The 14,222-nt window shown below is 72.9% G+C and carries 11 protein-coding genes; all 11 read left to right on the top strand.

Features of this window, described 5'->3' with window-relative positions:
- The first annotated feature begins 126 nt into the window (after window positions 1-126).
- The gene (locus GXB85_RS06730) at window positions 127-2,544 is read left to right on the top strand and encodes a glycoside hydrolase family 3 N-terminal domain-containing protein (protein WP_161916929.1); all 2,418 of its coding nucleotides are present in this window, start codon (window positions 127-129) and stop codon (window positions 2,542-2,544) included.
- Complete coding sequence (locus GXB85_RS06725; RefSeq protein ID WP_161916867.1) at window positions 2,541-4,115, top strand: glycoside hydrolase family 43 protein; 1,575 nt, start codon at window positions 2,541-2,543, stop codon at window positions 4,113-4,115. The genes GXB85_RS06730 and GXB85_RS06725 overlap by 4 nt, the downstream gene beginning before the upstream one ends.
- 98 nt (window positions 4,116-4,213) lie before the next feature.
- Window positions 4,214-4,888 carry a 4a-hydroxytetrahydrobiopterin dehydratase gene (locus GXB85_RS06720; protein WP_161916866.1) on the top strand — a complete coding sequence of 225 codons (675 nt, stop codon included), beginning with the start codon at window positions 4,214-4,216 and terminating at the stop codon, window positions 4,886-4,888.
- Between the two features lie 88 nt (window positions 4,889-4,976).
- Window positions 4,977-6,719: a dihydroxy-acid dehydratase gene (gene ilvD / locus GXB85_RS06715; RefSeq protein ID WP_161916865.1), complete on the top strand. Its 1,743-nt coding sequence runs from the start codon at window positions 4,977-4,979 to the stop codon at window positions 6,717-6,719.
- Between the two features lie 3 nt (window positions 6,720-6,722).
- Window positions 6,723-7,271, top strand: coding sequence for a pyridoxamine 5'-phosphate oxidase family protein (locus GXB85_RS06710; protein WP_161916864.1), 549 nt, complete (start codon window positions 6,723-6,725; stop codon window positions 7,269-7,271).
- A gap of 264 nt (window positions 7,272-7,535) precedes the next feature.
- Complete coding sequence (locus tag GXB85_RS06705; protein WP_161916863.1) at window positions 7,536-9,449, top strand: acetolactate synthase large subunit; 1,914 nt, start codon at window positions 7,536-7,538, stop codon at window positions 9,447-9,449.
- Window positions 9,449-10,198, top strand: a complete 750-nt coding sequence (locus tag GXB85_RS06700) for an aspartate/glutamate racemase family protein (RefSeq protein WP_237728046.1) — start codon at window positions 9,449-9,451, stop codon at window positions 10,196-10,198. The genes GXB85_RS06705 and GXB85_RS06700 overlap by 1 nt, the downstream gene beginning before the upstream one ends.
- Window positions 10,195-10,719, top strand: a complete 525-nt coding sequence (ilvN, locus tag GXB85_RS06695; RefSeq protein ID WP_161916862.1) for an acetolactate synthase small subunit — start codon at window positions 10,195-10,197, stop codon at window positions 10,717-10,719. Before GXB85_RS06700 ends, ilvN begins: the two co-directional genes overlap by 4 nt.
- 46 nt (window positions 10,720-10,765) lie before the next feature.
- Window positions 10,766-11,794: a ketol-acid reductoisomerase gene (gene ilvC, locus GXB85_RS06690; protein WP_161916861.1), complete on the top strand. Its 1,029-nt coding sequence runs from the start codon at window positions 10,766-10,768 to the stop codon at window positions 11,792-11,794.
- A 132-nt stretch (window positions 11,795-11,926) separates the two neighbouring features.
- A complete protein-coding gene (locus GXB85_RS06685) occupies window positions 11,927-12,970 on the top strand; it encodes a 3-isopropylmalate dehydrogenase (RefSeq protein ID WP_161916860.1) in 1,044 nt (347 codons plus the stop codon).
- A gap of 93 nt (window positions 12,971-13,063) precedes the next feature.
- Window positions 13,064-14,176: a branched-chain amino acid aminotransferase gene (locus tag GXB85_RS06680; RefSeq protein WP_161916859.1), complete on the top strand. Its 1,113-nt coding sequence runs from the start codon at window positions 13,064-13,066 to the stop codon at window positions 14,174-14,176.
- Window positions 14,177-14,222: the final 46 nt, after the last annotated feature.

Raw genomic sequence — 14,222 nt, 5'->3', positions numbered from 1 at the left:
CCTGAACGACAACCGATCGCACCCGCCCGGGCCACGGCCCCGCGGTGCGCACGGCCTGGGTCCCGCCCGGCGGGAGCGCCAGGTACCAGCCGAGGAAAGAAGGATCCGGTGACCGACGTCCCCGCCATGCCCGAGGTGTCCGAACGCGTCCGCGCGCTCCACGCCCGCATGACGCTCGAGGAGAAGCTGGCGCAGATCGTCGGCTACTGGATCGACCAGAACGGGACGGTCGCGCCCATGCAGGCCGAGATGGCCGCGGGCGAGGGGGACCCGTCGCGGCTGGGTGAGATCACCCGGCACGGCATCGGCCACTACACCCGGGTGTACGGGACCCGTCCCGTCGAGCCCGCCGAGCGGGCCGCGTGGCTCTGGGCCGAGCAGCGCAGGCTCAAGCGCGAGACCCGCCTCGGGATCCCGGCGCTCGTGCACGAGGAGTGCCTCACGGGCCTCGCCGCGTGGCGGGCCGCGACGTTCCCCACGCCGCTCGCGTGGGGTGCGTCCTTCGACCCGGAGCTCGTGCGCGAGGTCGGTCAGGTGATCGGTGACTCGATGCGCACCCTGGGTGTGCACCAGGGCCTCGCGCCTGTGCTCGACGTCGTGCGCGACCCGCGGTGGGGGCGGGTCGACGAGTGCATCGGCGAGGACCCGTACCTCGTCGGCACGGTCGGCACCTCGTACGTGCGCGGCCTGCAGGACGCCGGGGTGCACGCGACCCTCAAGCACTTCGTCGGCTACTCGGGATCGCGCGGCGGCCGCAACCACGGGCCGGTCTCGGCGGGTCCCCGTGAGGTCGCCGACGTCCTGCTCCCGCCGTTCGAGATGGCGATCCTCGACGGCGGCGCGCGCTCGGTCATGAACTCGTACTCCGACGTCGACGGGATCCCCGCGGCGGCGGACGCGGGGCTGCTGACCGAGCTCCTGCGCGAGCGCTGGGGGTTCGACGGCGTCGTCGTGGCCGACTACTTCGCGATCGCCTTCCTCGAGGTCATGCACCGCGTCGCGGCCGACCGCGGCGAGGCCGCCTCGCTGGCCCTCCGCGCCGGGATCGACGTCGAGCTGCCGAACGGCGACGCGTACCTCGAGCCCCTGGCCGAGCAGGTGCGCTCGGGGGCGCTCGACGAGCGCTTCGTCGACCGCGCGGTGCTCCGCGCACTCGCGCAGAAGGAGGTGCTCGGCCTGCTCGACGACGACGCGTTCGAGGACGAGCCGCCGTCGTCGGTCGACCTGGACACCCCGCGTCACCGCGAGCTGGCCCGGCGCCTCGCCGAGGAGTCCGTCGTGCTGCTGGCGAACGACGGCGTGCTGCCGCTCGCCGGGTGGGGCACGCCGCCCGCGCGCGTCGCCGTGGTCGGACCCAACGCCGACCGTTCCGAGGCGCTGATGGGCTGCTACTCGTTCGCGAACCACGTGCTGGCGCACCACCCGGGGGTCGAGCTGGGCTTCGAGATCGCCTCGGTCGCCCGTGCCCTCGAGGGTGCGTTCGCACCGGCCGGGCTGCCGCAGCCCGAGCTGGTCCACGTCGAGGGCTGCACGGTCGAGGGCGACGACAGGTCCGGCTTCGCCGCGGCCGTCGACGCGGTGGCCGGTGCGGACGTCGCGGTCGTGGTCGTCGGCGACCAGGCGGGGCTCTTCGGCCGCGGGACCGTGGGCGAGGGGAACGACGCGGAGTCGCTCGAGCTTCCCGGTGTCCAGCGCGCCCTCGTGGAGGCGCTCGTCGAGACCGGGACCCCGGTGGTGATGGTGCTGCTGACCGGACGGCCCTACGCGATCGGGTGGGCGCTCGACGGCGCGGCCCCCCGACCCGCGGCCGTGGTCCAGGCGTTCTTCCCGGGTGAGGGTGGAGGCCTGGCCGTGGCGGACGTCCTGACCGGCCGGGTGAACCCGTCCGGTCGGCTCCCGGTCTCCCTGCCGCGGGGGACCGGTGCGATGCCGTACGGCTACCTCCAGCCGCTCCTGGGTGGTCCGTCGGACGTGACGTCGGCCGACCCGACGCCCGTCCGCCCGTTCGGCTTCGGCCTCTCGTACGCGTCCTTCGCCTACTCCGACCTCGAGGTCGACGCGTCGGTCGCGTCGTCGGGGAGCTTCACGGCCTCGGTCACCGTGACCAACACCGGCTCCGTCAGCGGCGCCGACGTCGTGCAGCTCTACGGGTCCGACGTGCAGGCGAGCGTGACCCGTCCGGTCGTGCAGCTGCTGGGCTACGCGCGCACGGAGCTCGCGCCCGGCGAGTCGGCACGCGTGCGCTTCCGCGTCCCCGCGACGCGGGTCGCCTTCTCCGACCGGCGCATGGTGCGGATCGTCGAGCCGGGCGACCTGGAGGTGTGGGTGGCGGCGCACGCCGCCGCGTCCGGCGACGGCGCGGCCACCAACCACACGGACGGCGCCATCCCCTCCGGGACCCGCGAGCGACACGTGAGCCCGCGCGGGGCGGCGACGCCGCGCGCTCGCGTGACGATCACGGGTCCGGTGCACGAGGTCGGCGTCGCCGACCCGCGGTGGGTCGAGGTCGACGTCGAGCGCGTCGCGAGCGGCGTGCCTGCATGAGCACGGTGCACAACCCGGTGCTCCCAGGGTGCTACCCCGACCCGACGGTCTGCCGCGTGGGCGACACGTTCTACCTGGTCACCTCGACGTTCGAGTACCTGCCCGGGCTTCCGGTGTTCCGCAGCACCGATCTGGCGACGTGGGAGCAGATCGGCCACGTCGTCGACCGGCCAGATCAGCTCGACTACACCGGCCTCGCGTCCTCGAGCGGGCTCTACGCGCCCACGCTGCGCCACCACGACGGCGTCTTCTACCTCGTCTGCACGCTCGTGGACCAGAAGGATCCCGCGCGCGGCGGCAACTTCGTCATGACGGCGACCGACCCCGCCGGGCCGTGGTCCGACCCGCACTGGCTCGGGATCTCCGGCATCGACCCGTCGATCTTCTTCGACGACGACGGTCGCGCGTGGTGCCACGGCACGCGCCTCGCCGAGGAACCCGAGTGGCACGACCAGACCGAGGTGTGGCTGCGCGAGCTCGACCTCGAGCGCCTCGAGCTCGTCGGGCCCGAGCACGTGCTGTGGAGCGGGGCCCTGCGCGGGGCGGTGTGGGCCGAGGGTCCGCACCTCTCCAAGGTCGACGGGACCTACTACCTCCTGGCGGCCGAGGGCGGTACGGAGATCCACCACGCCGTCTCCGTCGCGCGCGCCGACGCGGTCACGGGACCGTACGAGGGCTGCCGGGCCAACCCCGTCCTCACGCACCGGCACCTCGGCCGGCGCGCGGACGTCGTCGGCGTGGGCCACGCGGATCTCGTCCAGGCGCCCGACGGCTCGTGGTGGGCGGTCCTGCTCGGCATGCGCCCCTACGGCGGTTACCACTACAACCTCGGGCGCGAGACGTTCCTCGTCCCGGTCGAGTGGGAGGACGGCTGGCCCTTGTTCGCGCCCGACCGCGGGCGCGTGCCGCTCGAGGTGGAGCTGCCCTGGGCGGTCACGGCGCGGCCTGGTGCTGCGCAGGGCGCGACGACGGGCGTCGTCCCTGCGACCGACCTGCGGTGGACCGCCGTGCGCGCCCTCCCGTCCGAGGTCGCCGTCGCCCGTGGCGCGGGCTGGGACCTTCCCCTGCGGCCGAGCACCCTGTCGGACGTCGACGTGCCGGCTTTCGTGGGCGTGCGCCAGCAGCACCGCGACGTCGACCTGCGTGCCGCAGTGGTCGTCGAGCCGGCGCCGGGGGAGGAGGCGGGGCTGGCGATCCGGCAGTCCGAACGTGACCACGTACGCCTGTGCGTGACGACGGCCGAGGACGGCCCCGGCCGGCGGGTCGTCGCCGTCCACGTCCGCGGCGGGGTCTCGACGGTCCTCGCCCAGCTACCGCTCGACGGGCCGGCGTCCGAGCCCGTGGGGCTGGTGCTCTCGGCGCGTGGGCAGGACTACCGGCTCCTCGTCGAGCAGGGCACCGGTGACCGCCTGCGGCGGACCACGGTCGCCACGGTCGACGGGCGCACGCTCGACACCGTCGCCGCCGGCGGGTTCCTGGGCCTCTGGCTCGGTGCCTACGGCTCGAGCAACGGGCGCCCGACGTCGTCCGTCGCGCGCGTGCAGCAGGTCGAGTACTGCCCGGTGGGCTGAGACCTCCGCGGTCTCACGTGGCTGGCCCGAGGGGCGGCGCCCCACCTCGACGACGCCGATCCTCGACGGTGTCCCACCCCGGTGGGAGAGTGGACGCCATGGCATCGCTGACCGCCGCCGAGGTGAGCCGACAGGTCGACGCGAGGCACTGGCGCGTCGTCCTCGGCCGTCTGGAGGCGACCTTCCGCACGGGGACGTTCGCCGCGGGGGCCCAGCTCGTCGGGCGGATCGCGGAGGCCGCCGAGGCGCGCGGGCACCATCCCGACGTCGACCTTCGCTACCCGCACGTGCACGTGCGGCTGGTCTCGCACGACGCGGGCGGGCTGACGTCGCGTGACGTCGACCTCGCCGCCGCGGTGAGCGCGGTCGCCGACGAGCTGGGGCTCGACGCCGAGCAGGCTGCGCCGCAGGCGCTCGAGGTCGCGGTCGACGCGCTCGACATCCCGGCCGTGCTGCCGTTCTGGCGCGCCGTGCTCGGCTACGTCGACGAGCCCGCACCCGCCCCTGACGCGCTGCCCGCCCTCGTCGACCCGCGCGGGGTGGGTCCGGCGTGCTGGTTCCAGCAGATGGACGAGCCCCGGCCCCAGCGCAACCGCCTGCACGTCGACGTCAGCGTGCCGCACGACGTCGCGGAGCAGCGGGTGGCCGAGGCCATCGCCGCGGGCGGCCGACTCGTGAGTGACACCCGTGCGCCGGCGTTCTGGGTGCTCGCCGACGCCGAGGGCAACGAGGCGTGCGTGTGCACCTGGCAGGCGAGGGACGAGGCCGGCTGAGCCCGCGCACGGCGGGGTGCCCGCATGCTGGTCGACCGGAGTGCGACCCGTCCCACGGCGGCGCCCGCCGCGGTCCTAGACTCCGGCCATGACCGAGCAGAGCCCCGCCGTCCAGTCCAGCACCGGGTCCGTCGCGGGTGGTGCCCCCGACATCAAGCCCCGCAGCCGTCAGGTGACCGACGGGCTCGAGGCCACGGCCGCGCGCGGCATGCTGCGCGCCGTGGGACTCGGCGACGAGGACTTCGCCAAGCCACAGATCGGCGTCGCGAGCTCGTGGAACGAGATCACGCCGTGCAACCTCTCGCTCGACCGGCTCGCCAAGGCCGTGAAGAACGGCGTGCACGCCGCGGGCGGCTACCCGCTCGAGTTCGGCACCATCTCCGTCTCCGACGGCATCTCGATGGGCCACGAGGGCATGCACTTCTCGCTCGTGAGCCGCGACATCATCGCCGACAGCGTCGAGACCGTGATGCAGGCCGAGCGGCTCGACGGGTCGGTGCTGCTGGCCGGCTGCGACAAGTCGCTGCCCGGCATGCTCATGGCGGCCGCACGGCTCGACCTCGCGTCGGTGTTCCTCTACGCCGGCTCGATCGCCCCGGGGTTCGTCAAGCTCACCGACGGCACCGAGAAGGAGGTCACGATCATCGACGCCTTCGAGGCCGTCGGGGCGTGCGCACGTGGCCTCATGAGCACCCAGGACGTGGACCGGATCGAGCGCGCGATCTGCCCGGGTGAGGGTGCGTGCGGCGGCATGTACACCGCGAACACCATGGCGTCGGTGGCCGAGGCCATGGGCATGTCGCTGCCCGGCTCGGCGGCCCCGCCGTCGGCCGACCGTCGTCGCGACACGTTCGCGGTGCGCTCGGGCGAGGCCGTGGTGGAGATGCTCCGCCGCGGGATCACCGCGCGGCAGATCATGACCAAGGAGGCGTTCGAGAACGCGATCGCCGTGGTCATGGCGTTCGGCGGCTCGACCAACGCGGTGCTCCACCTGCTCGCGATCGCGCACGAGGCCGAGGTCGACCTGTCGCTCGACGACTTCGCACGCGTGGCGGCCAAGGTGCCGCACCTGGGCGACCTCAAGCCCTTCGGCCGCTACGTGATGAACGACGTCGACCGCATCGGCGGCGTGCCCGTGGTCATGAAGGCCCTGCTCGACGCCGGGCTGCTGCACGGCGACTGCCTCACCGTGACGGGCCGCACGGTGGCCGAGAACCTCGCGGACGTCGCGCCTCCGGACCCGGACGGCAAGATCCTGCGGGCGCTCGACGACCCGATCCACCGCACGGGCGGGATCACGATCCTGCACGGCTCGCTCGCACCCGAGGGGGCGGTCGTGAAGTCGGCGGGCTTCGACTCCGACGTCTTCGAGGGCACCGCGCGTGTGTTCGACCGCGAGCGTGCCGCGATGGACGCGCTCGAGGACGGCACCATCCAGGCGGGTGACGTCGTCGTGATCCGGTACGAGGGCCCCAAGGGCGGCCCGGGCATGCGCGAGATGCTCGCGATCACGGGTGCGATCAAGGGGGCCGGGCTCGGCAAGGACGTCCTGCTGCTCACCGACGGGCGCTTCTCGGGAGGCACCACGGGGCTCTGCGTGGGCCATGTCGCCCCCGAGGCCGTCGACGCCGGGCCGATCGCCTTCGTACGGGACGGCGACCGGATCCGGCTCGACGTCGCGAACGCGCGGCTCGACCTGCTCGTCGACCCGGCCGAGATCGAGGTGCGCCGCACGGGCTGGGCGCCGCTGCCGCCGCGGTACACCCGCGGCGTGCTCGGCAAGTACACCAAGCTCGTGCAGTCGGCCAGCACCGGCGCCGTGCTGGGCTGACCCGTGGCGAGGGTGATCGACGAGATCGACGCGAAGGTCCGCGCCTTCATCGAGGCCCAGGCGGTCTTCTTCGTCGCGACCGCGCCCCTCGCGGCCGACGGTCACGTGAACCTCTCGCCCAAGGGCGGGACGGGCACGCTCGTCGTCGTGGACCCGCACACGGTCGCGTACCTGGACCTGACGGCGTCGGGCGCCGAGACGATCGCGCACCTGCGCGAGAACGGGCGCATCACGGTGATGGTGTGCGCGTTCGAGGGGCGGCCGTCGATCGTGCGCCTGCACGGCCGCGGCCGCGTGGTGGCCGCGGTGGACCCGGAGTTCGCCGCATGGGTCGAGCGGTTCCCGGCCCACCCGGGGGCTCGCGCCGTCGTGGTCGTCGACGTGACACGGATCTCGGACTCGTGCGGCTTCGCCGTCCCGCTCATGCAGCTCGTGGGGGAGCGCGACGTGCTGGACCAGGCCAACGCGCGCAAGGGCGAGGACGGGCTCGCGGCGTACCGTGCCACCAAGAACCGCGTGAGCATCGACGGGCTTCCCGCGGTCGACTGGTGACGCGGTGTCCGTGCGGGCGGTCCCGGATGGCGGACCTGTGATCCGGATGCTGAGACGGCCGGGGCGGTGCGTGACATCGAGCCTACGCAGGCGTAGGCTCGCCGACGTGCAGATGAACCTCGTAGTAGTTCTGTAGGCGCCGGACACGTCCGCCCCGCAGAGCGACTCGTCCGCGCGCCCACCCCTCGAGAGCCCAGCCGGGCCGAGGGGTTTTTTCATGCAAGACCCCTTTTCACGCACGAACCCGAGGCAGGGAGATCGACGATGGTCCAGGGCCCGAACCCGGCGGCCCCCACAGGGGCGGCCAGCGGCGTGCACGAGGCGACCCAGGTCGCGCGACCGGCCCGCGGGGTCACCCCGGCCGACGTCGTACGTCCCGCCGGCGCAGCTCCCGTCGTCACCAACGCCTCGGACGTCCCGGCGCAGGGCAAGGAGATGACCGGCGCCGAGGCCATCGTCCGGTCCCTCGAGCAGGCCGGGACGGACGTCGTCTTCGGCATCCCGGGCGGCGCGATCCTGCCGACGTACGACCCGCTGATGGACTCGAAGTCGCTGCGGCACATCCTCGTGCGCCACGAGCAGGGCGCGGGCCACGCGGCGTCGGGCTACGCGTACACGAGCGGGAAGGTCGGCGTGTGCATGGCGACCTCGGGGCCCGGGGCGACCAACCTCGTGACCCCGATCGCCGACGCCAACATGGACTCGGTGCCGATGGTCGCGATCACCGGTCAGGTGGGCGCGTCCATGATCGGTACGGACGCGTTCCAGGAGGCCGACATCGTCGGCATCACGTTGCCCATCACCAAGCACAACTTCCTCGTGACGGACCCGGCCGAGATCCCGACCGTGATCGCCCAGGCCTTCCACATCGCGCGCACGGGCCGTCCCGGTCCGGTGCTCGTGGACATCGCCAAGTCGGCCATGCAGTCGACGACGACGTTCCGGTGGCCCAGCTCGATCGACCTGCCGGGCTATCACCCCGTCACCAAGCCGCACGCGAAGCAGATCCGCGAAGCGGCCCGCCTGCTCGCGACCGCGCGCCGTCCCGTGCTCTACGTGGGCGGCGGGGCGATCCGCTCGGGCGCGAGCGCCGAGCTGCGCCGGCTGGTCGACCTCTCGGGCGCCCCGGCGGTCACGACCCTCATGGCCCGCGGCGCCCTGCCCGACTCCCACCCGCAGAACCTCGGGATGCCCGGCATGCACGGCACGGTGCCCGCGGTCGCGGCCCTGCAGAAGGCCGACCTCATCGTGGCGCTCGGTGCCCGTTTCGACGACCGCGTGACGGGCAAGCTGAGCTCGTTCGCGCCGCACGCGACCGTGGTGCACGCGGACATCGACCCGGCCGAGATCGGCAAGAACAGGCGGGCCGACGTGCCGATCGTGGGTGACCTCCGTGAGGTCATCTCCGACCTGCTGCCCGAGCTCGAGCGTGAGCACGCCCAGCACGGCAGGCCCGACCTCGAGGGCTGGTGGCGTCAGATCGACGACTGGCGCGAGACGTTCCCGCTCGGCTACACCGACCCGGAGGACGGCCACCTCGCGCCGCAGCACGTCATCCAGCGCCTCGGCGAGCTCGCCGGACCGGAGGCCGTGTACGTCGCGGGCGTGGGCCAGCACCAGATGTGGGCCGCGCAGTTCATCCGCTACGAGCGGCCCAACGCGTGGCTCAACTCGGGGGGCCTGGGCACCATGGGCTACTCGGTGCCGGCCGCGATGGGCGCCAAGGTGGGTGACCCCGGCCGCACGGTGTGGGCGATCGACGGCGACGGCTGCTTCCAGATGACCAACCAGGAGCTCGCGACCTGTGCGATCAACGAGATCCCCATCAAGGTCGCGGTGGTCAACAACTCCTCGCTCGGCATGGTGCGCCAGTGGCAGACGCTGTTCTACGAGTCGCGCTACTCGAACACCGACCTCCACACGGGCCACGGCACGCGACGCATCCCGGACTTCGTCAAGCTCGCCGACGCGTACGGCTGCGTCGGCCTGCGGTGCGAGTCCGCGGCCGACGTCGACGCGACCATCAAGCGCGCCATGGAGATCGACGACCAGCCCGTGGTCGTGGACTTCACGGTCTCGCGGGACGCGATGGTGTGGCCCATGGTCGCGGCCGGTGTGAGCAACGACGAGATCCAGTACGCGCGCGGCATCAGCCCGGCCTGGGAGCGGGAGGAGTGATGCCCGCGATGCGACGCCTGGGTCTGCTGGGCGGCACGTCGTGGGAGTCCACCGCTCACTACTACAGCGGGCTCAACGAGGGCGTGCGTGCGCGGCTCGGCGGTCACCACTCGGCCGACCTGCTGCTGCGCTCGGTCGACTTCGCCGACGTGGTGCGGCTCCAGGAGGCGGGGGACTGGGACGAGCTCGGCCGCCGCTACGCCGCCGAGGCCGCCGTTCTCGCGGGTGCCGGGGCACAGGTGCTCGGCATCCTCGCGAACACGATGCACCTGGTGCACGACGACGTCGTGCGCGGCTCAGGGCTCGAGGTCGTCCACGTGGTCGACGTCGTCGGCCGCGCGGCGCGCGCGCTCGGCGTGACCGCCGTCGGGCTGCTCGGCACGCGCTACACGATGGCGCACCCCACGCTCTACCCCGAGCGGCTCGAGGCGCACGGGGTGACGACGATCGTGCCGGGCGAGGCCGACCAGGCCGAGGTGCACCGCATCATCTACGCCGAGCTCGTGCACGGGCAGGCGCGCGACTCCTCGCGCGAGGCGCTGCGCGACGTCGTCGGGCGGCTCGCCGAGGCCGGCGCCGGCGCCGCGGTGCTCGGCTGCACCGAGCTGGCGATGCTCCTCGACGCGAACGACCCCGCCGCGGCCCCGCTGCCGCTGCTCGACACCACGTCCCTCCACGTCACCGCACTCCTCGACGCGGCGCTCACGCCGCAGGCCTCGGCCGTCCACACAGAAGAAGGTGCAGCATGAGCAGGCACACGCTCTCGGTGCTCGTCGAGAACAAGCCCGGCGTCCTCACGCGCGTCGCGGGCCTGTTCGCACGGCGTGCGTTCAACATCCACTCGCTCGCGGTGGGGCCCACCGAGCACGACGAGATCTCGCGCATCACGGTGGTCGTCGACGTCGAGGAGAACCCGCTCGAGCACGTGACCAAGCAGCTCAACAAGCTGGTCAACGTCATCAAGATCGTCGAGCTCGAGCCCGAGGCCTCGGTGCAGCGCGAGCTGCTGCTGGTCAAGGTGCGGGCCGAGCTGGCCGTGCGCTCGCACGTCCTCGAGGTCGTCGAGCTGTTCCGTGCCCACGTCGTCGACGTCGTCCCGGACGCCGTCACGATCGAGGCCACCGGCAGCCCGGGCAAGCTCGACGCACTTCTCAACGCCCTCGAGCCGTTCGGCATCCGCGAGATCGTGCAGTCCGGCACCGTCGCGATCGGTCGCGGCTCGCGCTCGATCACCGACCGTGCCCTGGAACGCGTGAGCCGTTCCGCCTGAGACCCGTCAGACTGACCCGTACACGAACGAACCAAGGAGAAGCCCCGTGGCTGAGATGTTCTACGACGACGACGCCGACCTGTCCCTCATCGCCGGCCGGAAGGTCGCCGTCATCGGCTACGGCAGCCAGGGGCACGCGCACGCGCTGAACCTGCGCGACTCTGGCGTCGACGTGCGCGTCGGCCTGCGTGAGGGCTCGGCCTCGCGCGCCAAGGCGGAGGAGCAGGGCCTGCGGGTGACCTCGGTCGCCGAGGCCGTCCAGGAGGCCGACGTCGTCGTGATCCTCGCGCCGGACCAGGTGCAGCGGCACATCTACCGCGACGAGATCGCTCCGAACCTGCGCGAGGGTGCCGCCCTCGTCTTCGGGCACGGCTTCAACATCCGCTTCGGCTACATCACCCCCGAGGCCGGGCACGACGTCGTCATGGTCGCGCCCAAGGGCCCGGGCCACCTGGTGCGCCGCGAGTACGAGGCGGGCCGTGGCGTGCCCGTCATCGTCGCGGTCGAGCAGGACGCGTCGGGCCGGGCCTGGGACCTCGCGAAGTCCTACGCCAAGGCCATCGGCGGCCTGCGCGCGGGTGGCATCAAGACCACCTTCACCGAGGAGACCGAGACCGACCTCTTCGGCGAGCAGGCCGTGCTGTGCGGCGGTGCGTCGCAGCTGGTCCAGTACGGGTTCGAGGTGCTGACCGAGGCTGGCTACCAGCCCGAGGTCGCGTACTTCGAGGTGCTGCACGAGCTCAAGCTCATCGTCGACCTCATGGTCGAGGGCGGCATCGCCAAGCAGCGCTGGAGCGTCTCGGACACCGCCGAGTACGGCGACTACGTCTCGGGCCCGCGGGTCATCTCGCCGCAGGTCAAGGAGAACATGAAGGACGTGCTCGCGGACATCCGCAGCGGTGCCTTCGCCGAGCGCTTCATCGGCGACCAGGACGCGGGTGCCCCCGAGTTCAAGGAGCTGCGCGAGAAGGGTGCTCAGCACCCGATCGAGGCCACCGGTCGTGAGCTGCGCAAGATGTTCTCGTGGATCGAGAACCGTGACGACGACTACACCGAGGGCTCGGCCGCACGCTGACCCTGGCCCGTCCGTGACCACGGAGGGACCTGCGCCACGCCGGTGCGGGTCCCTCCGTCGTCCCGGCCCGCGAACCATCCGACATTCGAGAACTGCGTCCCGAGGTGTGGGACGCGGACTAGGATCCGAGGCATGTCGAACACCGTGAAGCTCGCAGTCGTCGCCGGGGACGGGATCGGGACGGAGGTCGTCGAGCAGGGCCTGCGTGCACTCGACGCCGCGCTCGCGGGCTCGGGCGTCACGGTGGCCACGACCGAGCTCGACCTGGGCGCGCGCCGCTGGCACGCGACGGGGGAGACCCTCACGGACGCCGACCTGGCGACCGTCCGCGAGCACGACGCGATCCTGCTCGGTGCGATCGGTGACCCGTCGGTCCCGTCGGGAGTGCTCGAGCGCGGCCTCCTCCTGCGCCTGCGGTTCGAGCTCGACCACTACGTGAACCTGCGCCCCGCACGGCTCTTCCCGGGCGTGCGCTCGCCGCTCGCCGAGCCGGGCGACGTGGACTTCGTCGTCGTCCGCGAGGGCACCGAGGGCCCGTACGTGGGCAACGGCGGCGCGATCCGCGTCGGCACGCCGCACGAGGTCGCGAACGAGGTCAGCGTCAACACCGCATACGGCGTCGAGCGCGTCGTGCGCGACGCCTTCGCCCGGGCCCAGGCCCGCTCGCGCAAGCACCTCACCCTGGTGCACAAGCACAACGTCCTCGTGCACGCCGGTCACCTGTGGCGGCGTACCGTCGAGGCCGTCAACGCCGAGTTCCCCGAGGTCACCACCGACTACCTCCACGTGGACGCGGCGACCATCTTCATGACCACCAACCCCTCGCGGTTCGACGTGATCGTCACGGACAACCTCTTCGGGGACATCCTCACCGACCAGGCCGCCGCGATCACGGGCGGCATCGGTCTCGCGGCGTCCGGGAACATCAACCCCGACCGCACCAGCCCGTCGATGTTCGAGCCCGTCCACGGCTCGGCGCCGGACATCGCGGGGCAGGGCAAGGCCGACCCGACGGCGACGGTGCTCAGCGTGAGCATGCTGCTGGCCCACCTGGGCCACGCCGACGCCGCCGCCCGCGTCGAGCACGCGGTCGCGGCAGACCTGACCGAGCGCGGCGACACCCGCCGCAGCACGGCCGAGGTGGGCTCGGGCCTGGTCGCCCGCATCACGGGCTGACCGTCCTGCGGTCGGGGCGTGTCGCGGACGGCACGGCCCCCGGTACCGTCGACCCCGAGCACGGTCGTCGACCGGCTCGGCGAAAGGAACCCCATGAGCACCACCGTGGACCCCGCTCCGGCGACGGCGGCCTTCGAGATCCGCCCCACGTCGAGCCCGTGCCCGGACGCCGAGCGCGCCGAGCTGCTCGCGACGCCGACCTTCGGCACGGTCTTCACCGACCACATGGCGCGCGTCACGTGGTCGGCCGAGCACGGGTGGCACGACCGCCGCGTCGAGCCCTACGGGCCGCTCGCGCTCGACCCCGCCGCCGCGGTGCTGCACTACGGCCAGGAGGTCTTCGAGGGCCTCAAGGCGTACGGGCACGCCGACGGCTCGGTGTGGACCTTCCGGCCGTGGGCGAACGCGACCCGCTTCGCGGCCTCGGCCCGCAGGCTCGCGCTGCCCGAGCTCGCGGTCGAGGACTTCCTCGGCTCGATCGAGGCCCTTGTGCGCACCGACGCGGCCTGGGTGCCGTCGGGCGAGGAGACGAGCCTGTACCTGCGCCCGTTCATGTACGCGTCGGAGACGTTCCTCGGCGTGCGTCCGGCGCGTGAGGTCGAGTACGTCGCGATCGCCTCCCCGGTGGGCCCGTACTTCGCGAGCGGCGTCAAGCCGGTGTCGATCTGGGTGGTGCGGGACTACCACCGCGCGGGCCCGGGCGGGACGGGCGCGGCCAAGTGTGGCGGCAACTACGCCGCGAGCCTGCTCCCGCAGCAGGAGGCGTACGCGCGCGGCTGCGAGCAGGTGTGCTTCCTCGATGCCGCGACCCACAGCGAGCTCGAGGAGCTCGGCGGGATGAACGTGTTCGTCGTCGGTGCTGACGGCTCGGTGCGGACGCCCCCGCTCAACGGGTCGATCCTCGAGGGCGTCACGCGCTCGTCGGTGCTCACGCTCCTCGCCGAGGCGGGTCACGACGTGCAGGAGGCGCCGATCCGGCTCGCCGACCTGCGCGCGGGCCTCGAGGACGGTTCGGTCGCCGAGGTGTTCGCGTGCGGCACCGCCGCCGTGGTCACCCCGATCGGCCGGCTCGCGAGCGACGACTTCGACCTGACGGTCGCCGACGGCGGCACGGGCCCGGTCACGGCCGCCGTCCGCGGCCAGCTCACCGACATCCAGTACGGCCGCGTGAGCGACACCCACGGCTGGATGCACCGCCTGCTCTGAGTGGGACGAGGAGTGCTCGCGCTGGCGAGGTGGCCGCGCGAGCACC

Origin of the sequence: Cellulomonas sp. APG4, from assembly GCF_009996735.1 — a bacterium.
GTDB lineage: Bacteria > Actinomycetota > Actinomycetes > Actinomycetales > Cellulomonadaceae > Actinotalea.
Note: the sequence above shows the minus strand (reverse complement) of the source record. Positions and strands in the feature narration are given on the sequence as shown.

Coding starts and splice junctions, on each gene's coding strand:
- GXB85_RS06705 (WP_161916863.1), top strand. CDS start 7,536: ATGGTCCAGGGCCCGAACCCGGCGGCCCCCACAGGGGCGGCCAGCGGC.
- GXB85_RS06685 (WP_161916860.1), top strand. CDS start 11,927: ATGTCGAACACCGTGAAGCTCGCAGTCGTCGCCGGGGACGGGATCGGG.
- ilvD (WP_161916865.1), top strand. CDS start 4,977: ATGACCGAGCAGAGCCCCGCCGTCCAGTCCAGCACCGGGTCCGTCGCG.
- GXB85_RS06730 (WP_161916929.1), top strand. CDS start 127: ATGCCCGAGGTGTCCGAACGCGTCCGCGCGCTCCACGCCCGCATGACG.
- ilvN (WP_161916862.1), top strand. CDS start 10,195: ATGAGCAGGCACACGCTCTCGGTGCTCGTCGAGAACAAGCCCGGCGTC.
- GXB85_RS06725 (WP_161916867.1), top strand. CDS start 2,541: ATGAGCACGGTGCACAACCCGGTGCTCCCAGGGTGCTACCCCGACCCG.
- GXB85_RS06680 (WP_161916859.1), top strand. CDS start 13,064: ATGAGCACCACCGTGGACCCCGCTCCGGCGACGGCGGCCTTCGAGATC.
- GXB85_RS06720 (WP_161916866.1), top strand. CDS start 4,214: ATGGCATCGCTGACCGCCGCCGAGGTGAGCCGACAGGTCGACGCGAGG.
- GXB85_RS06700 (WP_237728046.1), top strand. CDS start 9,449: ATGCCCGCGATGCGACGCCTGGGTCTGCTGGGCGGCACGTCGTGGGAG.